This window comes from Noviherbaspirillum malthae (assembly GCF_015352985.1).
Taxonomy (GTDB): Bacteria; Pseudomonadota; Gammaproteobacteria; order Burkholderiales; family Burkholderiaceae_D; genus Noviherbaspirillum; species Noviherbaspirillum malthae.
The window spans coordinates 12,791-33,904 of the sequence record NZ_JACYXF010000018.1 but is presented as its reverse complement, the minus strand read 5'-3'; the positions used below and the strand labels follow the sequence as shown (position 1 = coordinate 33,904).

Here is a 21,114-nt window from a genome sequence, read left to right as displayed (position 1 = left end):
CGTGCCGGTTCGCTTGATATTCGCTTCCGAATGCATTGCAGAACGGAGAGCATGAAAAAGGGGAGACCGCAGTCTCCCCTTTCTTGCTTCATGCTTTATACCGCTTTCCGCTGATTTGATCAGTCAGCGGGCGGCAGTCAGCGATGACTGACGCCTCAAAACGATCAATCGCTTTCCAGGAACGTCTTCAGACGGTCCGCGCGGGATGCATGGCGCAGCTTGTTCATCGCCTTGTTTTCGATCTGGCGGATGCGCTCGCGCGTCACGTCGAACTGCTTGCCCACTTCCTCCAGCGTCGCGTCGCTCGCCATGTCGATGCCGTAGCGCATGCGCAGCACCTTGGCTTCGCGCGGCGGCAGGGAATCGAGCACGTCGCGGATCACGCTGCGCATCGATGCATGCATGGCCGCATCGGCCGGCGCCAGCGTGGTGCTGTCCTCGATGAAGTCGCCCAGCTGGGAATCGCCGTCGTCGCCCATCGGCATGTCCATCGATACCGGCTCCTTGGCGATCTTCATGATCTCGCGCAGCTTCTTCTCCGGCAGATCCATCTTCGCGGCAAGCGTCGCGAGGTCCGGCTCGGAGCCGGTTTCCATCAGGATCTGGCGCGAGATGCGGTTCATCTTGTTGATCGTTTCGATCATGTGCACCGGCACGCGGATGGTACGGGCCTGATCCGCGATAGCGCGGGTGATCGCCTGGCGGATCCACCATGTCGCATACGTTGAAAACTTGTAGCCGCGGCGGTATTCGAATTTGTCCACCGCCTTCAGCAGGCCGATATTGCCTTCCTGGATCAGGTCGAGGAACTGCAGGCCGCGATTGACATACTTCTTCGCAATCGAAATCACCAGGCGCAGGTTGGCCTCGGTCATTTCGCGCTTGGCCTGGCGAGCACGCATTTCGGCGGTGGTCATCTGCTTGTTGATCTTGCGCAGTTCGGCCAGCGGCACGCCGGCGGCCTTTTCCAGCTCGATCAGCTTCTTCTGGTACTCCTTGATGGCCGGGCTGTTGCGGCGCAGGATCGGGCTGTAGGCATGTTCCTGCTCCGCCTCGCGGTCGACCCATTCCAGATCCGTCTCGTTCCCCGGGAAGCCGCTGACGAAACGCGGACGCGGCATGCCGCACTTGTTGACCGCGATGTCGAGGATCTGCTTTTCGATCTGGCGGACTTCATCCACGCGGGAGCGCAGGGTGTCGCACAGCTTTTCCACCAGCTTGGCGGTAAAGCGCAGGCCGAGCAGTTCCTGGGAAATCGTCTGCTGCGATTGCAGATAGGCCGGCGAACCGTAGCCTTCGCCATCGCGCGCGGCGCGCAACTTGTCGAATTCGACGGCGACGATATCGAACTTCTGCAATGCCTGCTTGCGCATATCGGCCAGCTGCGATTCGCTCATGCTGGCCGCGGCAGTGCCGCTGCTGCTTTCTTCTTCCTCGTCGTCGTCGAGATCATCCTCGAGGTCTTCCTCGGCTTCCTCTTCGTCGGCGGCCGCAGCCACGACCTGGGGTTCGTCTTCGGACGTGTTGGGGTCCACCAGGCTGTCGACCACGTCGTCGATGGCGGCTTCCTCGTTGCGGATCCTCTCCGCCTGTGCAAGGATTTCCGCAATCGTGGTGGGGCAGGCCGAGATGGCTTGCATCATGTCCTTGAAGCCGGCTTCGATGCGGCGGGCGATGTCGATCTCGCCCTGGCGGGTCAGCAGGGGCACGGACGCCATTTCACGCATGTACATGCGTACCGGGTCGGTTGTGCGGCCGAAGTCGGAGTCGACGGTCGACAGCGCGGTGGCGACTGCCGCTTCCGCATCGTCGTCGTCGTTGTTGGCATTGGCCACGTTGTCCGACAGGAGCAGCGTCTCGGCGTCGGGCGCCTGTTCGTAGACGGTGATGCCCATGTCGCCCAGTGTGGCGATCAGGCCCTCGATGACTTCCTGGCTCGTGGATTCCTCGGGCAGGTGATCGTAGATCTCGGCGTGCGTCAGGAAGCCGCGCTCCTTGCCGGAACGGACCAGCGCAGCGATCTGCTGGCGGCGCACGGCAAGCTGCTCTTCGGTCATGCCTTCTTCCGCACCGCGGCGGTCGCGCGCCTTGCGGGCGGCATTGATCTCCGCGCGCTCGACGGCGTTCAGTGCGGCGACTTCATCATGCTCAGGGCGGAATTCGGTCGGGCGGCGTCCGCGGCGGGCGGGAACCTTGACGGCGGGCAGGGTATAGGCCGAGGTGTCGATCGCGGCAACGGTGGAAGGATCGACGGTGACCACCGGTGCGGGGGCGGAAGCTTTCGCGGCGGCAGCCGGAGCTTCGGCTGCAGGCTTGCGGCGTACAACCTTCGCCTTGGGCGCAGGTGCGGGCTTTGCTTCTGCCGCAGCCGGCGCTGCGGCAGCGGTCGACGCGACATCCGCATTCACGGCGGCCGGCTCTGCCGGGGCTGCGGTCGCAGCAGCGCTGTCCGGCGCGGCGTGTTCCTGAGCCTGCACCGTTGCTGCTACAGTTGCTGCAGCAGCGGAAGTCATCGGCTGTACCGCATTCGGATTCGATGCATCCGACGACTTCACGATGAGCTTGGATGCAGCCTTGCGTACGACGACCTTGACCGCCGGCGCAGCAGGCGCTTGCACCGGCTGCGCATCGATGGCGTCCGGCATCTGGGGCTCGGCGGACGCCGTGCCGGCATCCGGTGCCGCGGTGACGCTCGGCGTGATCAGCCGGGAACGCTTGGTCAACACCTTCACCGTGGTCGGTATCTGCTCGGCATCGGCGGCGTGTGTGACGGTGCGGACCGAGGCCGGATTTGCTGCGGCATCGGTGCTACGTGGTTTTGCGGTCAGTGTCAGTGTCTTTACAGGCTTTGTCATTGCGTAAATATTAGGCAACTAGAATAGCATCATGTGTCCGGCGCGAAGTATCGGCGCCGCGTTCGCATGGCGGAAGGGCATGCACGCATAAGATCGAAACGTGCGCCGCCGGTTCTGCCGTGCGGTCATGAAGTGCTGGCTTGCATGTCCGTATTCAGGGTAATCAAATTCGGGTGAAATTTCAGGGGTGCTGCAGCTGCATGAGGCCCGGTTCTCGACAGCGGGCTGAGTGGAACTCCAAGGCAGTCGGTAGAGCAGGGGCCGTATTATATTGGTCTTTTAAAAAATATTCACGGCGAAATATTCGGAATGCCGGATCAAAACAAAAAACATCGGATCACAGAAGACTCTTGGTGGTTCCGCAGCGGAGTGTTTTTTGGAAGAGATCCTCGTTTCAGACTGGAATAACTTTATCGTCTTGTCAGGAGAACTTGACGGTTGGGCATTTCGCGGCCAGCAGGATGCGCGATGGCCGCTGGTGAGTTCGCTGTCCCGCTATCTCGGCGCATTCATTTCCGACCGCTCGACGTGGCGCAGCCGCGAGGAACGCGCGCTGCGCATCTTCCGCCGCAAGGCCCACAATTTTCTTCCCGACCGACATGTGCTGGAGAACGACCTCCGCTGCCTCGCCCTGATGCAGCATCACGGCGCGCCGACGCGTCTGCTGGATTTCACCAAGTCGCCATTCGTCGCCGCATTCTTTGCGTTGGAGAATGCCGTCACCGACTCGGCGGTGTTCGCCCTCAATACGCCTGCACTCTGGAATGCGACGCCGGCAGCCGTTCCTGCGCTGACACGCGACGCCATCGATCCGCGCCTCGACGGGAACTTTGCACGCTATTTCCTTCAAAACAACAGCGACATCGTCTGGATCGGCGAGCCGGAAGAGATGGACCGCCGGCTTGTTGCGCAGTCGGGAACCATGGTGGTACCGGGCGTTCTCGACAAGTCGCTGGATGAAATCCTCCAGGCATACCGCTGCAACTGCACTTTGATCAAAAAGCTTGTTCTTTCGCAAACCATGCGCGAGCAGGCAATGAAAGCCTTGTACCGTATGAATATTACCAACGCTTCCCTGTTTCCGGATCTCGACGGCCTGGCCCGCTCGATCCGCGTCGAACTGGAAGTCGTCTGGACCACGGCCTCGCCTTCCGGCCCCGGGAGCAACGGCTCCTGAGAGGATGCCCATCGCCCCTATCGAAAATCAATATGGAGACGACATGACGGATACCAATACTACCAATGACGCCGGCCGGGACGAACAGCTGCGCGACGCCGCGCTGGAATACCATCGCAGCCCAACGCGCGGAAAGATCGAAGTCAATGCCACCAAGGCGCTTTCAAACCAGCGCGACCTGTCGCTGGCCTATTCGCCCGGCGTGGCCTACGCCTGCGAAGAGATCGCGCGCGATCCGGCCACCGCTGCGGAATACACTTCGCGCGGCAACCTGGTGGCGGTGATCACGAACGGCACCGCGGTGCTGGGCCTGGGAGACATCGGGCCGCTCGCGGGCAAGCCGGTCATGGAGGGCAAGGGCTGCCTGTTCAAGAAATTTGCGGGCATCGACGTATTCGATATCGAGCTGGCCGAGCGCGACGCCGACAAGCTGGTCGAGGCGATCGCGATGCTGGAGCCGACCGTCGGCGGCATCAACCTCGAAGACATCAAGGCGCCGGAATGCTTCTATATCGAAAAGAAGCTGCGCGAGCGCATGAATATTCCGGTCTTTCATGACGACCAGCACGGCACGGCCATCATTTCGGCCGCGGCGCTGCTCAACGGCCTCAAGGTCATTGGCAAGAACATCGGCGATGTCAAGATTGCCGTCTCGGGTGCCGGCGCTGCCGCCATTGCCTGCCTCGACACCATGGTAAGCCTGGGCGTGCGCAAGGAAAACATCTATGTAGCCGATTCCAAGGGCGTGATCTATCACGGCCGCGATGCGAAGATGGAGGAAAACAAGGCCCGCTACGCGCAGGAAACGGATGCCCGCAAGCTGGCTGACATTGTCGCCGGCGCCGATGTCTTCCTCGGCTGTTCGACAGCCGGAGTGCTGACCGGCGACATGGTGAAAACCATGGCCGCCCAGCCCATCATTCTTGCGCTTGCCAACCCGGAGCCGGAAATCCGGCCGGAAGTGGCCAAGGCTGCACGTCCCGACTGCATCATCGCCACGGGCCGCTCGGACTATCCGAACCAGGTCAACAACGTACTGTGCTTCCCGTATATCTTCCGCGGCGCGCTGGATTGCGGCGCCACCAAGATCACCGAGGAGATGAAGCTGGCCTGCGTGAAAGCCATTGCCGAACTGGCAGAAGCCGAAACCAATGATGCGGTCGCGATGGCTTATGCAGGGCAGGAGCTGAGCTTCGGCCCGGAATACATCATTCCCAAGCCCTTTGACCAGCGGCTGATCGTGAAAATCGCGCCGGCCGTCGCCAAGGCCGCCGAGGACTCCGGCGTGGCCACCCGCCCGATCCGCGATCTCGACGCCTACCGGCAGCAACTCAGCCACCTGGTGTACTACACCGGCCTGATGATGAAGCCGGTGTTTTCGGCCGCCAAGGCGGCCCCGCAGCGCGTGGCCTATGCGGAAGGCGAGGAAGAGCGCGTGCTGCGCGCGGTGCAGACCGTCATTGATGAAGGCTTGGCCAAGCCCATCCTGATCGGGCGTCCGCATGTGATCGAGATGCGCATACGCAAGGCCGGCCTGCGGCTGAAGCCCGGCGTGGACTTCGAGCTGGTCGATCCGGAGAACGATGCCCGCTACCGGGCCTACCATGAGGCCTATCACGAGTTGCGCGGCCGCTACGGCGTGACGCCCGACGTGGCCAAGACGGCGCTGCGCCGCTCGAACACGCTGATCGGAACGATGCTGGTGCACATGGGCGACGCCGATGCGCTGCTGTGCGGCACGGTAGGCCGTTTCGAAGGCCACCTGGAGCATGTGCGCGATGTCATCGGCACGGCGCCGGGCGCCAGCGTGCTCGCCGCGATGAATGCGCTGATGCTGGAGAAGTACACGCTGTTCATCGCCGACACCTATGTCAACGACGACCCGACCGCGGAAGAACTGGCGGCGATCACGCGGCTGGCCGCCGCCGAAGTGCAGCGCTTCGGCATACAGCCCAAGGTGGCGATGTTGTCGCACTCGATGTTCGGCTCCTCCGACCGGCCCTCCGCGCGCAAGATGCGCGCCGCGCGCGACATCCTTTCCGCGATTGCCCCGCAGCTGGATGTCGAAGGCGAACTGCAGGGCGATGCCGCGCTGGTCGAGGAAGTACGCCGGCATTTCTTGCCGGGCACCAAGATGTCCGGCAGCGCCAACCTGCTGATCATGCCCTCGCTCGACGCCGCCAACATCGCCTTCAACCTGCTGAAGATCACCGGCGGCTACGGCGTGACCGTCGGTCCCATCCTGCTGGGGACGGCCAAGCCGGTACATATCCTGAATCCGGCGGCGACCTCGCGCCGCATCGTCAACATGACGGCGGTAGCGGTCGCCGACGTGTCGGCGTTCAAGACGGTGGAACACGGATAGGCCACGACGATCCGCCTGCCGCGCGGCAGGCGGAAGCAGGTGGAATGGCGGGATGCACGAACTTTCCTCTCGCCGCGAATCCAATTGTCATATCAGCAAGCGGAACAGGCCGCCATCGGCGGCCCTCCGGCTTGCCGGCCATCCATTTCCATTTTCCCAGGCAACCATGAATGAACAACTGCAAAGCGTCGTACGCTATCTTGAAGAGAACCGCCTGAAACTCGTTACCGCCGAATCCTGCACCGCCGGCATGATCGCTTCCACTCTTGCCGACATTCCCGGCTGCGGAAGCTGGCTGGAATGTGCCTTTGTCACCTATTCGCCGCAAGCGAAAATCAGCTGCCTCGGCGTCAAGCCGGAAACCATCGAGACCTACAATCTCACCAGCGAAAACGTTGCCCGCGAAATGGCGGAAGGCGCATTGCGCATCAGCCGCGCCAATGTCGCGCTTTCCGACACCGGCGTGGCTGGGCCGGAGAATGGCGACGGCGGTATTCCGGCCGGCACAATCTGTTTCGCCTGGTCGTTCCAGATCGACAACAAAGTTACGACATTTTCCGAAACGCGGCGATTCAACGGCGATCGCAACGAGGTGCGCAAGGCAGGCAGCGAATATGCGCTGAGCCGCGTCTGGCATTATCACAATGAAATGATGCAGGATCAAAACGCTGCCTAGACTGCACTCTCCGGTGGCAAGGCATCCAGGTTTCGATTTTTGCGCGCACGCCAGGCGGCGAGCAGTTTGCCGGCCGGCTTCCATATGGCGCCTTCACCCTGTTCGGCGTGCTCCAGGAACCAGTGGCTGCCTTCCATCCGGCAGCCGTCCACCGCGGTCCGCAGGAAGGTGCGCCCATGGGCCGCCATCTTGAAGGCAGACCGGTAGACGACCACATGTTCATAGGGCTGATAGGCGCCGAGCAGAGCGGTCTTGTACGCGTAGCGGCCATGGCCGAAATGGAATCGCTTGCAGCCGCGTTCGATGGCCGCGCATACCGTCAGATAGCAGCACAGCATGCCAAGCCGGTAGTCGTCGTAGGCCGCATCGTGCGCATTGACCTTGGAGATGAAGCTGTCTCCGATGTGAAATACGATGGAGCCGCCGACGATGCGGCCGTCGATCGATGCGACGCCCACCTTGCCGCAGGCACGCACCAGCTTGAGTATCTTTTGCGTTTCTTCTTCGTCGATGAATGACGACTTGTTCTTTTGCCGCATGCGGCTGCGGTTCATTTCAATGATGGCCCGCACATGGGCTTCATCAGCGTTCTCCCTTTCGGCCATGCGAAAGTCGAAGCCGGGATGGTCTCGCTGCAGCCGGTTGCGGTGGCGCTTGATGTTCTTCCTGGTAGCGCCGCCGAGCGCGGAGAGATAGGCAGATTCGTCCGGCGGCAATTCCGCGATGAAGTCTTCCGTGCACAGGAAGCGCTGTCTCGGATAGGCCCGCAGGCAGCCCTGAATCTGGACGGCATGGAAGCGGATCATTCCAACCCCGGCATGGCGGGCGAACATGTGGGAACAGAAGCGCTGCACCTCGTGTTCCGGCAGGCGCATGCCTTCGTTGAGGACATGGACCGCACCGGCTTCGATGCGGTAGAGCAGGATCGCCGAGATATCCTTGCCTTGCCGGGCGACGTAGGTGTGGACGCCGTCCAGACTGTCGCAGGTCCGGAAATACCTCAGGCTCGAATACAGGGCGCCGTAGAGGCGCTCCAGATGTTCACCTGCAAATGCCGGCATTTCGCTGAACACCTGGACGATTTCGCTGCCGTCATCATCGTGCGGCAACGGTACGGTTTCATCGTATGTCATCCCGGCGGCAAGCGCGGCGCCGTGGCTATCATGCGGAACTTCCATATCGCCTCGGATCAAGGAGTCACGCCCACCAACATAGGATGGACCGCATGAACCTGTTTGGAGATGCGTCAAGTCTGAACGGGGCGCGATGACATCGTCACCATTTTCCAGGACTGTTGTCGGGCCTTCGGCATGACAGCCTGCAAACTGTGTTGTATGCCTTCGACGTTCGAACAAACGGTTACATTGAAGTCTTGAAGATGTTGCCCCGGCGCAGGTAAAGTTAATTCAATCGTGAAGGAAACTTCCTTCTTCTCTACATGACTGATTCAGTTTTGAACCGGGGTATCAGATGCAACCGAAATTAGCCAATCGCGACGAATCCGCCTGGGAAATGGGTGACTACGCCTATGACTTGGGCGATACATTCGAAATGGGTATTGTGAAAGCCGCCGAGGTGGGCATCCGGCCCGGTTCGAACGGTTATGCAGCATTCATCACCGCATTTTCACGCCGCGTGCGCAGCAAGCAGGTGTCACCGCGCAAGGCTGTCGCCAAACCGGCCGATGCCGCGCAAGGCGGATCCGCTGTGGTTTTGACGCCCGACTTCATGCGCGCGGCGTCGTAAGATTGTTTGCGTTGAATCGACGTTGACCGCAAGGCAGGCCATGGCTTGCCTTGCATGGTTTCGAGGCTGATGCGGTCGGAGCCGATGCAACTTCGTTCCCCGGCATGAACCGCGCCGGGTAGAGAAATGCAGCTCTCTGGAGAATGTTTGAGGCCGGGGCGAAGTTATCGCTACTGGTTGCCGTCTTGAAAACGGCCGATGGCCAGAAGTGGTTTCCTTGATGCATCAAAAATGCCGGAAGCCCGACCATCTTTCTGTCTTCAAGAAGCCGGCATCAACGCCGGGCTTCCTTCTTTGCTCACTCAATATCAATGAGAGGTAGCCGCCGTCCTCGCATGCATGCGCACGAACGGCGGACACAGTCTTCCTGACTATCGCTGCTGTCCTTACTTGACGAGCTCTTGCAGCTTTTCCTTCACATCCTTCCACTCTTCGGCTTCCGGCAGCGGATCCTTGGTCTTGGTGATGGAAGGCCAGATGCGGGCGAGCTCGACATTGAGCTTGATGAATTCCTGCTGGTCGGCCGGCACATCTTCTTCGGCATAAATCGCATTGACCGGGCATTCCGCAACGCATACGGCGCAATCGATGCACTCATCGGGATCGATCGCGAGAAAATTCGGGCCTTCACGGAAGCAATCTACCGGGCATACATCTACGCAGTCGGTGTAACGGCAGCGGATGCAGGATTCGGTAACAACGTGGGTCATAACAGTCCTATCTGTAAATTTTTCTGAAACTGATCTGCTTCGAAGCTGACAAGCAACCCGCCGCAAAGCCTTGTATTTTAAGACATTCGGGTATTTCCCACAAACCGGTGTTGGACAGGGACTTAGACAGATTATGAATAAGCAAATGCGTTCGCTCTGCCGGGCTACCCGCAGCACGCCCCGGATAGCACTCTACACTTTCGACGGTATTGCCTGAAGAGCAACTTCGGCGCAGGTCTGCTTCGCGGAGGGCGTAATTTACGCAAATCAGGCTAGTCATTGGCCAACTCCTGCAGAAATCGGCCCGGGTCAGTATCAATACGTAGGTGAGTTGCGCCGAAGCGTTGAATGTTCCGCGATAAAATTGCCGTAATCAAAATTATTCACGAGGGAGACAGCAGTGCGGGCAAGATTTCTCATTGGTTTGGCGGGCCTGGCGCCGCTCTGGTGTCAGGCAGCGGAATTGAACGGCAGCGGATTGTCGGCATGGTGGGGCGTGCCTTTCGCCGGACTGCTGTTGTCCATCGCGCTCTGCCCGCTGATCACGCCGGGCTTCTGGCATCACCATTTCGGCAAGGTGGCGCTTGGCTGGGCGCTGGCTTTCCTGCTTCCCTGCGCCGCCCTGTTCGGCATCGGCACGGCTGCCTCGGGTGCGATGCATGCATTTGCCGGAGAATATATTCCGTTCATCATTCTCGTCACTTCGTTGTTCGTGGTCGCAGGCGGCATCTGCGTGCGCGGCAACCTGCACGGGACGCCGGCGCTCAATACCGGGCTGCTGGCGATCGGGACGGTACTGGCCAGTTTCATGGGCACCACCGGCGCCTCGATGCTGATGATCCGGCCGCTGATCCGCGCAAACGACAACCGCAAGCATGCGGCGCATATTGTCGTATTCTTCATTTTCCTCGTCGCCAATGCCGGCGGCTCGCTGACGCCGCTCGGCGATCCGCCCCTGTTCCTCGGTTTTCTGAAGGGCGTGGATTTCTTCTGGACGGTCAAGCACATTTTCCCCGAGACCCTGTTCCTGTGCGTGGCGCTCTTGGTGATCTTCTTTCTGCTCGATCTCCACTATTACCGCAACAAGGAAGAAATGTTGCCACCGCCCAGCGATCCGACGCCTGATTCGCCGATCCGCTTCGAAGGCAAGGCCAACTTCGCCTTGCTGGCGGCTATTGTCGGCCTGGTTCTGATGAGCGGGCTCTGGAAGCCGGGTGTGAGTTTCCCCCTGTTCGGCGTGGAAATTGAACTGCAGAACCTGGTGCGCGACGTGCTGCTGCTGGCTGTCATTTTTGTTTCCCTGCGCATCACGCCGAAATCGGCGCGCGAGGGCAACGAGTTCGGCTGGGGGCCGATACAGGAAGTGGCGAAGTTGTTCGCGGGAATTTTCATCACCATCATTCCGGTGATCGCCATGCTGCGTGCCGGCGAGGCCGGCGCCTTCGCTTCCGTTGTCAGGGCGGTCACCGATACCAATGGCCAGCCCATCGATGCCATGTATTTCTGGGCCTCCGGCATCCTCTCTTCCTTCCTCGATAATGCGCCGACCTATCTGGTATTCTTCAATACGGCAGGCGGCGATCCGCAGGTGCTGATGACGACGCTGGCCAGCACATTGGCGGCCATTTCCTGCGGCGCGGTGTTCATGGGCGCCAACAGCTACATCGGCAACGCACCCAACCTGATGGTCAAGGCCATTGCCGAGGAACGCGGCATCAGGATGCCGTCCTTCTTCGGCTACATGGGATGGTCATGTGCCGTGCTGATCCCGCTGTTTGTTGTGATGACCTTCATTTTCTTCCGGTGACAAGCGATGACTAAACCCAGGATTCTCGTAACGCGCGCGGTTTTCCCCGATGTGGTTGAAAGGCTGGAGCAGTATTTCGACGTCGAAGCGAATCCGGAGGATGCAAGCTTTGCCAAGGAAGAGCTCATCGCGAAACTGCAGGACAAGGATGGTGTGTTCACCACGCCGAGCACGGCCATGAGCGAAGACGTGATCCAGGCATGTCCGCGGCTCAAGGCGATCTGCAACATGGCCGTCGGCTTCAACAATATCGATGTGGCCGCAGCGACGCGGGCCGGCATCGTGGTGACCAACACGCCCGACGTGCTGAACGAAACCACGGCAGACTTTGCCTGGGCGCTCCTGCTGGCGACGGCAAGGCGGGTCACCGAGTCCGAGCATTATCTGCGGGCCGGCAAGTGGCAGAAATGGCGCTACGACACGCTCCTGGGCATGGACATCCATGGCGCCACGCTGGGCATACTCGGCATGGGCCGCATCGGCCAGGCCATCGCCCGCCGCTCGATGGGATTCGACATGCGGGTGATCTACCACAACCGCTCGCGGCTCGACGAGCAGCGCGAGGCGCGCGCCAACAACGCGCGCTACGTCAGCAAGGAAGAACTGCTGCGCAGTGCCGATCACCTCATTCTCGCCCTGCCTTATTCTCCCGACGTGCACCATACGATAGGCGCGGCCGAACTGGCCATGATGAAGCCGAGCGCTACGCTGATCAATATCGCGCGCGGCGGCATCGTCGACGATGCGGCACTGATCGTTGCATTGCAGGCAAACCGGCTGGCGGCGGCGGGGCTCGATGTGTTCGAGAACGAGCCGGCCTTCGACCCCGGTTTCCTGAATCTTTCCAATGTCGTATTGACACCGCATATCGCGAGCGCCTCCGAACCGACGCGGCGCGCGATGGCCGACTGCGCGGCGGCCAACCTGATTGCCGCATTGACGGGCGCGGCGCCTCCCAATATCCTTAACCCCGAAGTCACATCGAAGGTTAAGTAGGCATGGCAGATATCAGTATCAGACAGCAGCATTCACTCAGTCACCAGGGAGCAAGAGCGGCCGCTCAGGAAGTCGCGGAACAGATGGCAAGAGATTTCGACATGGCGCTGCAGTGGAACGGCAATGTATTGCTGTTCGAGCGGGCCGGCGTGTCGGGCGCGCTGACCTTGCTGGAAAGGGAGGCGCTCCTGGAAATCAGGCTCGGTTTCCTGATGAAGGCCTTCGCGGCGAAGATAGAGGAAAAGGTGGCGGCAAAGATGGCAAGAGTCTTTGCCGCGGCGTAGAACATCGGACAGTCGCCTTGACTGTCCGATTCCCTGATTATCAGCCTTTCAAATCTCAACCTTTGAGATCCGTAATCAGGTCGACGTACTGCTGCATCGCGTCTTCCTTCGATACGCCTTTCAGGGCATCCCACGCATCGTATTTTGCACGGCCGATCATGTCGGTGAAGCCGGGGCGGTCGCCGTCGGCATCGCCCGCGCTCGCCTGCTTGTACAGGCCGTACAGCTTCAGAAGGGTCATGTTGTCCGGGCGTTCCGGCAGGTTCTTGGAATCGGCAACTGCCTGTTCGAACTGGTGTTGAAGGCTCATTCGTTCTTGTCTCTGATGTGGATATTCCGGTCGCCGGCCTGATGCAGGCCGGTGCCGCGCGTATGGGCTAGCCAGTGCTGCAAAAAATATCACAGGGACAGGCAGTTCCAAAGAAAAGCTCTAGAGGAAACGCTCGGGGAATTCATGCGCCTGCGGAGGCCTGCGCCTTGTGCTGCTCTTTACTCTTCGTCATCGCCGCCGGCGACTGCGCTGCCGACGGCAACCGCACCCTTGGCCACCGTGGTGGCCGCGCCTACCGCAACCGATCCGGCCGTGACGCCCACGCTGACCGCCGTACCGGCCAGCGAAACAGCCGTGGTGGCGACGCTGACGGCCACGCAGCCGTTAAGGACAAGTACGGTGACGGAAAAGAATGCGTAGAGGAGGACTTGCTTGAATGGCATGGCCGAATCCAGTGAAGGCCGCGGGCGCGGCCGGTGTTATTGAAATCGCTGCAGCTTCAGTACGGTCCGGAAGATCGGACCTGCGGCGGGCAGGCCCGGTTATTCAGCCTTGATACGAGCGCGTTTGGCAGCGTTTCAACTACTGGCTTCGGAGTAATGATGCTCTTGGGAAAGAGCCGTCAGACGCCCAAAAGTTCCACTTCGAAAATGAGAGTGGCATTCGGCGGAATGACGCCGCCGGCGCCGCGTGCGCCATAGCCGAGCGAGGAAGGGATAATCAGCTTGCGAACGCCGCCCACCTTCATGCCCTGCACGCCTTCGTCCCAGCCCTTGATCACATGGCCGGCGCCGAGCGGAAATTCGAAGGGATCGTTGCGGTCCTTGCTGGAATCGAACTTGCGGCCGGCGCTGCCGTCTGCGTTCTGCAGCCAGCCGGTGTAATGCACGGTGACATGCTGGCCTGCCTTGGCTTCATCGCCGGAACCGACGGTGACGTCTTCATATTGCAATCCGGAAGCGGTCATGGTGGTGGACATGGTTTTCCTTTGTCGTTTGTTCAAGAGTGCAGCGATTGTAGCAGTTGTCGAACGATGGCCGGATTGTGCTCGGCGGTGGGTCTTTCAGTGGGCTGTTCACAGCAGCGTGATGCTCTGCGCGCGAACGACGATGGCCTCCTGGCGGAAGCGCTGCTCCAGCGTGCGGCGGTATTTACGCCACCATGCTTCGTCGAGCGTATCGGCCATCACCTCGTAGATGACGATGTCGTCGCGTACGGTGGTCGATGCATCTTCCTGCCAAAGGCCCTTGGCAGGAACGCGCGTGTAGGCCGTCAATCCGCCGAAGCGGTCAATCAATTCTTCTCGCGTCTTTTCAAACAGTTCGGTCGGCAGCGAGGCGTCGGCATTGTCATAAAGCGGTAAGAGAATCTGGATAAGGTGCATAGGTTTTCTGGACTTGGCTAAGACTTCTGGGAAACCGGCAGCGATGCACCTTGAAACATGCGCCGCGGTGTCAACGGCAACGCATGAATGGGCGTTACTGCGCTGCCATGGCTGCACAAGCAGGCGCGTTCATGCCGGCCTTCTGTCGAGTTTGCTACTGGGTTGTCATTTGACGGCATCACTGCCGCCGCTGCATTTCTGACGATTCTGACATGCACCTTTAGCAAGCGCTTCATGCGGCGCAACAGCACAGAGATTTTCTTGATTAAACGCGGTTTCCGCAGAGTAAAATAATAGCCGCCCCCCACTTGACTGGTAGTTTCCATGCTCCGACCTATTGCCCTTGCCTTATCTGCATTGCCCACCTTGCTGCTGGCCGCCGCCGCGCATGCGAATGTCGTCGTTGTGCTGAACTCGCGGGATGCAAGCGTCACGCTGCTCGACCAGACGACCTTCCAGGAAGTGGGCAACATCAATGTCGGCAAGGAGCCGCATCACCTGATGGCCACGCCGGACAACAAGTCCCTGATCGTCGGCAGCGCCGTCGGCAATGAACTGGTCTTCCTCGATCCGAAGACCGGCCAGATCCAGAGCCGCATCAAGGACATTGTCGATCCTTACCAGATCGGTTTTTCGCCGGACCAGAAGTGGTTCGTGTCCAACGCGCTGCGCCTCGATCATGTCGATATCTACACCTACAACGGCAAGGACCTGAAGCTTTCCAAACGCCTGCCGCTGGGCAAGCTGCCCAGCCACATGGCCTTCAGCGCCGACAGCAAGACCGTCTTCATCACGCAGCAGGGCAGCAACGAAGTCAGCGCCATCGACCTCGCGACCCAGACCGTCAAGTGGACCATCCCGGTCGGCAAGCTGCCGGCGGGCATCGTCATGACGCCTGACGACAAGTATCTGCTGGTCGGTATCATGGGCAGCGATTACGTCGAGGTCATCGACTGGCGCGCACAAAAGACCGTCAAGAAGATCAAGGCGGGTGAGGGCGCGCACAACTTCCGGGCGATGGGCGACAAGCGCCATGTCTTCGTCTCGAACCGGGTGTCGAACACCATCAACATCATCGACCAGCAGACGCTGGAAAACGTCGGCACCATCAATGTGCCGGGCGGACCCGATTGCATGGAACTGGCCGATGACGGCAAGACGCTGTGGGCGACGCTGCGCTGGGTGAAGAAGGTCGCGGTGATCGACGTCCCTTCCCGGAAAGTCGTGCGTACCATCCCGGTCGGCCGCTCTCCCCACGGCGTCTATTTCGCCAATCACGCCCCCCGGATGTAATGAAACGACTGCTGGCCGCTGCCTCCCTGTGCGCCGCCCTGCCGGCGGGGCTGGCAACGGCCGCCCAGTCGGCGCAACCCGCACAGCCCGAGTCCTGCAAGGGCACGCTCTATTTCACCTTCGACACCGGCAGCCAGTCTCAGGCGCAAACCATCGCCGACACGCTGGCGCGCCACAAGGTCCGCGCCACTTTCTTTCTTGCCAACGAAAAGACGGTCAACGGCGATTATTCGCTCGATCCTGCCTGGGCCAGGTACTGGAAAGCGCTGGCCGCAGACGGTCATGCCTTCGGCACCCATACCTTCGACCATGTCTATGTCGTGCGCGACCTGCCCGACGGCCGGCTTGAAATGAAGCCGCAGTTCGGTCCGGACGCGGGGAAGAAGCAGGTGTGGACTTCCGCCCAGTACTGCGATGAACTCAAGCGCGTGGAAAAGCGCTTTGCCGAACTGACGGGAAGCAGGCTCGATCCGCTATGGCGCGCGCCCGGCGGCAGGACAACGCCCGGATTGCTGGCCGCCGGCAAGGCCTGCGGCTATGCGCATGTCGGCTGGACCGAAGGCCCGGGCTTTTCCGGCGATGAACTTCCCAGCGACAAGTGGCCCAACGCCAAGCTGCTGGAACGGTCATTGAAGGGTTTGAAGGACGGTGATATCTTCGTGGCCCATCTCGGCATCTGGTCGCGCAAGGACCCGTGGGTACCGGCGGTGCTTGATCCGCTGATCACCGGCTTGAAGGAGAAGGGTTTCTGCTTCGCCACGCTGCGCGAGCATCCGGCGTACCGCAAGGCACGCTGAGCTTCATGGGTTTCACCCGGTTTCAATAACAACAACTCAATGCCATATACGTTGAATCATGATTCAAACCTTGGTTGAATGGTTCTCGGAGGTGCACGGCTGGCTGTTCCAGACGGTCGTGCATCCGCTGCTCTACGCCTTGTCCCTCGGCGACATCACCGAGGAAGCCTTCGACGGCACCGAATGGTTCCTGATCGGCCTGCTCGAACTGGCCCTGCTGTTCATCGTCCTGCGTCCGCTCGAATCCTGGATCCCGGTGAAGAAAAACCTCGATCCGGCGGCGCGCCGCATCGATTTCCTCTACACCTGCATCCACCGCCTCGGCGCGTTCACCCTGGCGGTGTTCTTCGTGCTCGATCCGATATTCGATGCAATTGCCGGCCATCTGCGGCTGTATGGCGTGGTGCACTTCAATCTCGAAACCCTGTGGCCGGGCGTGACCGATATTCCGCTGGTCGCATTCCTCATCTATCTGGTGGTGCTGGATTTCTTCGATTACTGGTATCACCGCGCCAGCCATCAGTTGGGCTGGTGGTGGGGCCTGCACAGCCTGCATCACAGCCAGGCCGACATGAACCTGTGGTCGGACAACCGCAACCACCTGCTCGACGACCTGATCCGCGACGTCTACATGGCGACGATTGCACTTGTCATCGGCGTCGAGCCTTCGCAGTACCTGCTGCTGGTGGTAATTTCCCGCATGCAGCAGAGCCTGCAGCATGCGAACGTGCGCATTCATTTCGGCGCCATCGGCGAGCGCCTGCTGGTATCGCCCCGCTTCCACCGAACCCATCATGCGATCGGTGTCGGGCACGAGCCGGCAGGCACGAAAAAGCTGCGCGGCTGCAATTTCGCCGTGCTGTTTCCGGTCTGGGACATCCTGTTCGGTTCCGCCAACTTCAGCAAGGAGTTCGCCGAAACCGGGGTTCGCGACCAGCTGCCGCCGCCGCAGGGCAAGGGCCGGGATTACGGCGCCGGCTTCTGGGCCCAGCAACGGCTCGGCCTCAAGCGCATGCTGGAATTCAGCCGGAGGAAAGCCTCCTGATGCAGAAGATCCTGGTCACCTTCGGCAAGGCGATGCTGTCGCAGCTGCACTACAGGATGCTGCTGCTGACCGTGCTGCCCTTCATCGTCTCCGTGGCGATCTGGGGCGTGCTGTTGTGGCTGGGACTGCAGCCGATGATCGACTGGCTGCATGCCTACTTCACGGATAGCGGCGGCTTCCGCGTCGCCGGCGACGTGCTCGGCTGGCTGGGCCTCGGCGCGATCAGCACGGTGCTGGTGCCGCTGATTGCAATGTGGGTATTGCTGCCGCTGATGATACTGACCGCGCTGGTCTTCGTTGGTGTCATGGCCATGCCCATCATCGTGCGCCATGTCGGCACCCGGCATTATCCGGAGCTGGAGATGAAGAAGGGCGGCTCGGTACTCGGCAGTCTTTGGATCGCCACCTACTCTTTCCTGATCTTTGCGGTCCTGTGGCTGGTAACGCTGCCGCTGGCGCTGTTTCCGCCGCTGACCTTCGTCGTGCAGCCCGCCTTGTGGGGATGGCTTACCTATCGGGTGATGGCCTACGACGCACTGTCCGAACATGCGAGCGCGGAAGAAATGAAGACGGTGCTGCGCCAGCACCGGTGGCCGCTGCTGGTGATCGGTGCGATTACCGGCGCGATGGGCGCGGCGCCTACCTTGCTGTGGCTGGGCGGCGCGCTGTCGGTGATTTTCTTTCCCGTACTGGCCGCCGGCGCAATCTGGCTGTATGTGCTGGTATTCGTTTTTACCGGTTTGTGGTTCGAGCATTACTGCCTTGATGCGCTTCGGCAATATCGGGCCGCGCCTGCCGTCACATCCACCACTGCCGTCGTGCCGTCAGCGAGTGGGCTGAAGGACATTAATCCGCCGCCTGAGTGATAGCGTTTGGATGACGATCGGTCGGATTGTTGCGACTGAGGCATAATGCCCTTTTGACCACAATCTCCATGCCATGGCCTTCGGACTGATCATCATCGGCGACGAAATCCTTTCGGGTAAGCGCGTCGACAAACATTTTCCCAAAGTGGTCGAACTGCTCAACGCCCGCGGACTGCAGCTGTCCTGGGCGGAGTACGCTGGCGACGACAGGGCGCGCATCACCTCCGTCCTGGAGCGCGTCTTCAAGAGCGACGACATCGTGTTCTCCTGCGGCGGCATCGGCGCGACGCCCGACGACCACACCCGGCAGTGCGCGGCGGCTGCACTGAAGATGCCGCTGGTGCTGCACCCGGAAGCCAAATTGAAGATAGAGGAACGCATTGCCGATGTCGCGCGCGAGGCGGGCAAGGAGCCGGATTTCAACGCGGCCGACAATGCGCACCGGATGAAAATGGGCGAGTTTCCGCAGGGCGCATCCATCATTCCCAACCCCTACAACAAGATTCCCGGCTTCTCCGTCGAATACGGCGTCGGCGGCGCCGCTTATTTCGTGCCGGGCTTCCCGGTCATGGCCTGGCCGATGATCGAATGGGTGCTCGATACGAAATACTCGCATCTGTTCCAGACCGTCCCGCGCCTGGAAAAGGCGGTGCTGGTGTATGAACAGGCGGAGTCGACGCTGACGCCGCTGATGGAGGCGATCGAGGCGGAGTATCCGCTGGTGAAGGTGTTCAGCCTGCCGAGCGTCGGCGACGCCAATACGCGCCGGCATATCGAACTCGGCGTGAAGGGCGCGCCGGACCAGGTCGAGGCCGCCTACCTGAAGATGCTGGCCGGCCTCGACAGGTTCAATGCCGAGTACCAGCCGGTTTGAGGAGCTGATTCATCGATAGGGCGCGCCCGGCGCGCCTTCGACTCCATCTTTATTTCTTCACCTCATCCAGCAAGCCCTGCTTGCGGATGAAGTCCACCACCTTTTCTACCCCATCGCCGCTGCGCAGGTTGGTGAAGATGAAAGGCCGCTCGCCGCGCATCTTCTTCGCATCGCTGGCCATGATGTCCAGGTTGGCGCCGACGTAAGGCGCAAGATCGGTCTTGTTGATGATCAGCAGGTCGGATCGGGTGATGCCGGGGCCGCCCTTGCGCGGAATCTTTTCGCCGCCGGCGACGTCGATCACGTAGATGGTCAGGTCCGACAGTTCCGGGCTGAAGGTCGCGGCAAGGTTGTCGCCGCCCGATTCCACCAGGATCAGGTCGAGATCGGGAAAGTCGGCGCTCATGCGGGCGATGGCTTCGAGGTTGATCGAGGCATCCTCGCGGATCGCGGTATGCGGACAGCCGCCGGTCTCCACGCCCATCAGACGCTCCGCCGGCAAGGCATCGGCGCGCAGCAGGATCTCCATGTCTTCCTTGGTGTAGATGTCGTTGGTGATGACGGCCATGTCGTAATGGTCACGCATCGTCTTGCACAGCATTTCGCACAGCGCCGTCTTGCCGGAGCCGACCGGACCGCCGATGCCGACGCGCAGGGGGTTGGAGGAAGTTGTCATGTATTGTCTTTGTGTCTTTGGTAGTTTCAATAGGATCTACGAACGGTAGAGCCGGCTGTACTGCACTTCATGCCGCATCGACAGCAGCGAAAGGCCGGGCGACCAGTTCGAGAGTTCATGGTCAGCCAGCTGCATCGCCTGCTGCGCCGCGCTTTCCAGTTCCGGCCGCATCGACAGCAGCAGGCGCTGACCGGCCACCTGGCCGAGAGGCACGGATTTCACGCACACCAGCGCCTGGTTCTCGGCCCAGGAAAACAGCATGCCGAGAAGTGCCGCTTCATGCGGCACCTCGAGCGCGACGGCGGCATAGGCGAGCGCGGTCGGCAAAGGCACTTCCGGCTGGGCTTGCAGGACGGCGCGCAAGCCGTCGTCACCGAGCTTGAGATCGATGGCGAGCTTCGAAAGCGAATAGCCCATCTGTATCGTCTCGGCGCGGAACTCGGCCGTGTCGCGGGCCGCGATGAAGCGTTCGTTCCATTCCGCCACGCGCGCCGCATCGCGCTCCGCGAACGCCTGCAGCAGCCGCCACAGCACCGGCGCCTCGAAGCGGGCGACGACGTGATGCAGCGTGTCGACGATCCATGCTCGCGCGGTCGCCTCGTCATGCACCGTGCCGTTTTCCAGCGCTGCTTCCAGGCCCTGCGAATAGCTGTAGGCGCCGATCGGCAGCGACGGACTGGACAGCTGCAGCAGGTGCAGCAGTGCGGTCGCATGCATGTCAGCTTTTGTCCGACGGGCGATGGATCTTCTGGCGCAGCGGAATCGGCGCCAGCGGATGGTGATGATGGTCGTCGCCGTGATGGTGATGACCGCCGCCATAGGCGCCCGACTCGGGTTCGAAGGCCGCGAGTTCCTCGGTCACCTTCGCGCCCAGCCCTTCCAGCATTTCCTTGAGCACGGCATCCTTGCGGATGCGCAGGAAGCCGTGCTGCGCATCGCCGTCCACCTGCGCCTGGGTATGGCGGTTGCCGAGATGGAAGGCGCAGCGCAGGAGGTTGCGCGGCGTATCGCATTCGACGCGGTAGGTGGCTTCCTGCGCCGCCGTGATCTTCACGATGCGGCCGTCGTCGCCCTTGAGCAGGTCGCCGTTGCGCAGCACGGTGCCGCGCACTGTGAATAAAGCCACGTCTTCTCCGGAAACAAGCTGGGCGCGCAGGCGGCTCTTTTCGCGCAGGTCGTAGGGGAGAACGAGTTCGCCGTCGATCTTGTCGGCTTTTTCTATTTTCGTATGGAGTGTCAGCATGGTTCGTTGCCTTGCCGGATCGGTCCGGCAGGGCGTCAGGTCAACTTGG

23 protein-coding genes are annotated in these 21,114 nt (G+C 61.0%); 12 read left to right on the top strand and 11 right to left on the bottom strand.

The window, feature by feature from the left end:
* Nucleotides 1-164: 164 nt before the first annotated feature.
* Nucleotides 165-2,855 (bottom strand): RNA polymerase sigma factor RpoD, encoded by a 2,691-nt coding sequence (gene rpoD / locus IGW03_RS19170; RefSeq protein WP_194724145.1) that lies wholly within the window; start codon nucleotides 2,853-2,855, stop codon nucleotides 165-167.
* 418 nt (nucleotides 2,856-3,273) lie between these two features.
* Here rpoD and IGW03_RS19165 point away from each other — a divergent pair, with 418 nt between their 5' ends.
* From IGW03_RS19165 to IGW03_RS19155, 3 genes are all read left to right on the top strand, one after another.
* Nucleotides 3,274-4,032, top strand: coding sequence for an FRG domain-containing protein (locus IGW03_RS19165; protein WP_228535786.1), 759 nt, complete (start codon nucleotides 3,274-3,276; stop codon nucleotides 4,030-4,032).
* Nucleotides 4,033-4,075: 43 nt separating this feature from the next.
* Nucleotides 4,076-6,397: an NADP-dependent malic enzyme gene (locus tag IGW03_RS19160; RefSeq protein WP_194724143.1), complete on the top strand. Its 2,322-nt coding sequence runs from the start codon at nucleotides 4,076-4,078 to the stop codon at nucleotides 6,395-6,397.
* Between the two features lie 166 nt (nucleotides 6,398-6,563).
* A complete protein-coding gene (locus IGW03_RS19155; protein WP_194724142.1) occupies nucleotides 6,564-7,073 on the top strand; it encodes a CinA family protein in 510 nt (169 codons plus the stop codon).
* Here the strand turns inward: IGW03_RS19155 and IGW03_RS19150 are convergent.
* Nucleotides 7,070-8,251: a GNAT family N-acetyltransferase gene (locus IGW03_RS19150; RefSeq protein ID WP_194724141.1), complete on the bottom strand. Its 1,182-nt coding sequence runs from the start codon at nucleotides 8,249-8,251 to the stop codon at nucleotides 7,070-7,072. The genes IGW03_RS19155 and IGW03_RS19150 overlap by 4 nt on opposite strands.
* A 334-nt stretch (nucleotides 8,252-8,585) precedes the next feature.
* On the opposite strand from IGW03_RS19150, the gene IGW03_RS19145 reads away from it, so the two are divergent.
* On the top strand, nucleotides 8,586-8,819 hold the full coding sequence (locus IGW03_RS19145) for a hypothetical protein (protein WP_194724140.1): 234 nt from the start codon (nucleotides 8,586-8,588) through the stop codon (nucleotides 8,817-8,819).
* 386 nt (nucleotides 8,820-9,205) lie between these two features.
* On the opposite strand, the gene fdxA is transcribed toward IGW03_RS19145, so the two are convergent.
* Nucleotides 9,206-9,529, bottom strand: coding sequence for a ferredoxin FdxA (fdxA, locus tag IGW03_RS19140; RefSeq protein ID WP_194724139.1), 324 nt, complete (start codon nucleotides 9,527-9,529; stop codon nucleotides 9,206-9,208).
* Nucleotides 9,530-9,929: 400 nt separating this feature from the next.
* On the opposite strand from fdxA, the gene IGW03_RS19135 reads away from it, so the two are divergent.
* The 3 genes from IGW03_RS19135 to IGW03_RS19125 are packed head-to-tail and all read left to right on the top strand — an operon-like array spanning nucleotide 9,930 to nucleotide 12,616.
* Nucleotides 9,930-11,336, top strand: coding sequence for a sodium:proton antiporter (locus IGW03_RS19135; protein ID WP_194724138.1), 1,407 nt, complete (start codon nucleotides 9,930-9,932; stop codon nucleotides 11,334-11,336).
* A 6-nt stretch (nucleotides 11,337-11,342) separates the two neighbouring features.
* The gene (locus tag IGW03_RS19130; protein WP_194724137.1) at nucleotides 11,343-12,332 is read left to right on the top strand and encodes a 2-hydroxyacid dehydrogenase; all 990 of its coding nucleotides are present in this window, start codon (nucleotides 11,343-11,345) and stop codon (nucleotides 12,330-12,332) included.
* Nucleotides 12,333-12,334: 2 nt separating this feature from the next.
* On the top strand, nucleotides 12,335-12,616 hold the full coding sequence (locus tag IGW03_RS19125) for a polyhydroxyalkanoic acid system family protein (RefSeq protein ID WP_194724136.1): 282 nt from the start codon (nucleotides 12,335-12,337) through the stop codon (nucleotides 12,614-12,616).
* 55 nt (nucleotides 12,617-12,671) lie between these two features.
* On the opposite strand, the gene IGW03_RS19120 is transcribed toward IGW03_RS19125, so the two are convergent.
* The 5 genes from IGW03_RS19120 to IGW03_RS19100 all read right to left on the bottom strand — a co-directional run bounded on the left by IGW03_RS19120 (nucleotide 12,672) and on the right by IGW03_RS19100 (nucleotide 14,597).
* The gene (locus tag IGW03_RS19120; protein ID WP_194724135.1) at nucleotides 12,672-12,926 is read right to left on the bottom strand and encodes an acyl-CoA-binding protein; all 255 of its coding nucleotides are present in this window, start codon (nucleotides 12,924-12,926) and stop codon (nucleotides 12,672-12,674) included.
* A gap of 179 nt (nucleotides 12,927-13,105) precedes the next feature.
* Nucleotides 13,106-13,330: a hypothetical protein gene (locus IGW03_RS19115; RefSeq protein WP_194724134.1), complete on the bottom strand. Its 225-nt coding sequence runs from the start codon at nucleotides 13,328-13,330 to the stop codon at nucleotides 13,106-13,108.
* A 179-nt stretch (nucleotides 13,331-13,509) separates the two neighbouring features.
* Nucleotides 13,510-13,866, bottom strand: coding sequence for an FKBP-type peptidyl-prolyl cis-trans isomerase (locus IGW03_RS19110; protein WP_194724133.1), 357 nt, complete (start codon nucleotides 13,864-13,866; stop codon nucleotides 13,510-13,512).
* Nucleotides 13,867-13,962: 96 nt separating this feature from the next.
* A complete protein-coding gene (locus tag IGW03_RS19105; protein ID WP_194724132.1) occupies nucleotides 13,963-14,271 on the bottom strand; it encodes a hypothetical protein in 309 nt (102 codons plus the stop codon).
* A 17-nt stretch (nucleotides 14,272-14,288) separates the two neighbouring features.
* The gene (locus IGW03_RS19100) at nucleotides 14,289-14,597 is read right to left on the bottom strand and encodes a hypothetical protein (RefSeq protein WP_194724131.1); all 309 of its coding nucleotides are present in this window, start codon (nucleotides 14,595-14,597) and stop codon (nucleotides 14,289-14,291) included.
* On the opposite strand from IGW03_RS19100, the gene IGW03_RS19095 reads away from it, so the two are divergent.
* From IGW03_RS19095 to IGW03_RS19075, 5 genes are all read left to right on the top strand, one after another.
* Complete coding sequence (locus IGW03_RS19095) at nucleotides 14,596-15,564, top strand: YVTN family beta-propeller repeat protein (protein WP_194724130.1); 969 nt, start codon at nucleotides 14,596-14,598, stop codon at nucleotides 15,562-15,564. The two genes, IGW03_RS19100 and IGW03_RS19095, sit on opposite strands and share 2 nt — an antisense overlap.
* On the top strand, nucleotides 15,564-16,361 hold the full coding sequence (locus tag IGW03_RS19090; protein WP_194724129.1) for a polysaccharide deacetylase family protein: 798 nt from the start codon (nucleotides 15,564-15,566) through the stop codon (nucleotides 16,359-16,361). Before IGW03_RS19095 ends, IGW03_RS19090 begins: the two co-directional genes overlap by 1 nt.
* Before the next feature lie 58 nt (nucleotides 16,362-16,419).
* The gene (locus IGW03_RS19085) at nucleotides 16,420-17,406 is read left to right on the top strand and encodes a sterol desaturase family protein (protein ID WP_194724128.1); all 987 of its coding nucleotides are present in this window, start codon (nucleotides 16,420-16,422) and stop codon (nucleotides 17,404-17,406) included.
* Nucleotides 17,406-18,272 carry an EI24 domain-containing protein gene (locus IGW03_RS19080; protein ID WP_194724127.1) on the top strand — a complete coding sequence of 289 codons (867 nt, stop codon included), beginning with the start codon at nucleotides 17,406-17,408 and terminating at the stop codon, nucleotides 18,270-18,272. Before IGW03_RS19085 ends, IGW03_RS19080 begins: the two co-directional genes overlap by 1 nt.
* A gap of 73 nt (nucleotides 18,273-18,345) precedes the next feature.
* Entirely contained in the window at nucleotides 18,346-19,146 is an 801-nt protein-coding gene (locus IGW03_RS19075) for a competence/damage-inducible protein A (RefSeq protein ID WP_194724126.1), read from the top strand.
* A gap of 49 nt (nucleotides 19,147-19,195) precedes the next feature.
* Here the strand turns inward: IGW03_RS19075 and ureG are convergent, their stop codons facing one another.
* Genes ureG through ureE form a run of 3 tightly spaced genes read right to left on the bottom strand, consistent with a single transcriptional unit; the run spans nucleotide 19,196 to nucleotide 21,065 of the window.
* Nucleotides 19,196-19,822, bottom strand: a complete 627-nt coding sequence (gene ureG, locus IGW03_RS19070; protein WP_194724125.1) for an urease accessory protein UreG — start codon at nucleotides 19,820-19,822, stop codon at nucleotides 19,196-19,198.
* 36 nt (nucleotides 19,823-19,858) lie between these two features.
* A complete protein-coding gene (locus tag IGW03_RS19065) occupies nucleotides 19,859-20,539 on the bottom strand; it encodes an urease accessory protein UreF (RefSeq protein WP_194724124.1) in 681 nt (226 codons plus the stop codon).
* A gap of 1 nt (nucleotide 20,540) precedes the next feature.
* A complete protein-coding gene (gene ureE / locus IGW03_RS19060; RefSeq protein ID WP_194724123.1) occupies nucleotides 20,541-21,065 on the bottom strand; it encodes an urease accessory protein UreE in 525 nt (174 codons plus the stop codon).
* Nucleotides 21,066-21,114 lie beyond the last annotated feature (49 nt).

Excerpts from the sequence above, each read along its gene's own strand:
- IGW03_RS19090 (WP_194724129.1), top strand. The coding sequence starts at position 15,564 with ATGAAACGACTGCTGGCCGCTGCCTCCCTGTGCGCCGCCCTGCCGGCG.
- IGW03_RS19145 (WP_194724140.1), top strand. The coding sequence starts at position 8,586 with ATGGGTGACTACGCCTATGACTTGGGCGATACATTCGAAATGGGTATT.
- IGW03_RS19130 (WP_194724137.1), top strand. The coding sequence starts at position 11,343 with ATGACTAAACCCAGGATTCTCGTAACGCGCGCGGTTTTCCCCGATGTG.
- IGW03_RS19110 (WP_194724133.1), bottom strand. The coding sequence starts at position 13,866 with ATGTCCACCACCATGACCGCTTCCGGATTGCAATATGAAGACGTCACC.
- IGW03_RS19115 (WP_194724134.1), bottom strand. The coding sequence starts at position 13,330 with ATGCCATTCAAGCAAGTCCTCCTCTACGCATTCTTTTCCGTCACCGTA.
- IGW03_RS19065 (WP_194724124.1), bottom strand. The coding sequence starts at position 20,539 with ATGCATGCGACCGCACTGCTGCACCTGCTGCAGCTGTCCAGTCCGTCG.
- IGW03_RS19075 (WP_194724126.1), top strand. The coding sequence starts at position 18,346 with ATGGCCTTCGGACTGATCATCATCGGCGACGAAATCCTTTCGGGTAAG.
- ureG (WP_194724125.1), bottom strand. The coding sequence starts at position 19,822 with ATGACAACTTCCTCCAACCCCCTGCGCGTCGGCATCGGCGGTCCGGTC.
- IGW03_RS19100 (WP_194724131.1), bottom strand. The coding sequence starts at position 14,597 with ATGGAAACTACCAGTCAAGTGGGGGGCGGCTATTATTTTACTCTGCGG.
- IGW03_RS19105 (WP_194724132.1), bottom strand. The coding sequence starts at position 14,271 with ATGCACCTTATCCAGATTCTCTTACCGCTTTATGACAATGCCGACGCC.
- IGW03_RS19095 (WP_194724130.1), top strand. The coding sequence starts at position 14,596 with ATGCTCCGACCTATTGCCCTTGCCTTATCTGCATTGCCCACCTTGCTG.
- IGW03_RS19120 (WP_194724135.1), bottom strand. The coding sequence starts at position 12,926 with ATGAGCCTTCAACACCAGTTCGAACAGGCAGTTGCCGATTCCAAGAAC.
- fdxA (WP_194724139.1), bottom strand. The coding sequence starts at position 9,529 with ATGACCCACGTTGTTACCGAATCCTGCATCCGCTGCCGTTACACCGAC.
- ureE (WP_194724123.1), bottom strand. The coding sequence starts at position 21,065 with ATGCTGACACTCCATACGAAAATAGAAAAAGCCGACAAGATCGACGGC.
- IGW03_RS19085 (WP_194724128.1), top strand. The coding sequence starts at position 16,420 with ATGATTCAAACCTTGGTTGAATGGTTCTCGGAGGTGCACGGCTGGCTG.
- IGW03_RS19155 (WP_194724142.1), top strand. The coding sequence starts at position 6,564 with ATGAATGAACAACTGCAAAGCGTCGTACGCTATCTTGAAGAGAACCGC.
- rpoD (WP_194724145.1), bottom strand. The coding sequence starts at position 2,855 with ATGACAAAGCCTGTAAAGACACTGACACTGACCGCAAAACCACGTAGC.
- IGW03_RS19160 (WP_194724143.1), top strand. The coding sequence starts at position 4,076 with ATGACGGATACCAATACTACCAATGACGCCGGCCGGGACGAACAGCTG.
- IGW03_RS19125 (WP_194724136.1), top strand. The coding sequence starts at position 12,335 with ATGGCAGATATCAGTATCAGACAGCAGCATTCACTCAGTCACCAGGGA.
- IGW03_RS19080 (WP_194724127.1), top strand. The coding sequence starts at position 17,406 with ATGCAGAAGATCCTGGTCACCTTCGGCAAGGCGATGCTGTCGCAGCTG.
- IGW03_RS19150 (WP_194724141.1), bottom strand. The coding sequence starts at position 8,251 with ATGGAAGTTCCGCATGATAGCCACGGCGCCGCGCTTGCCGCCGGGATG.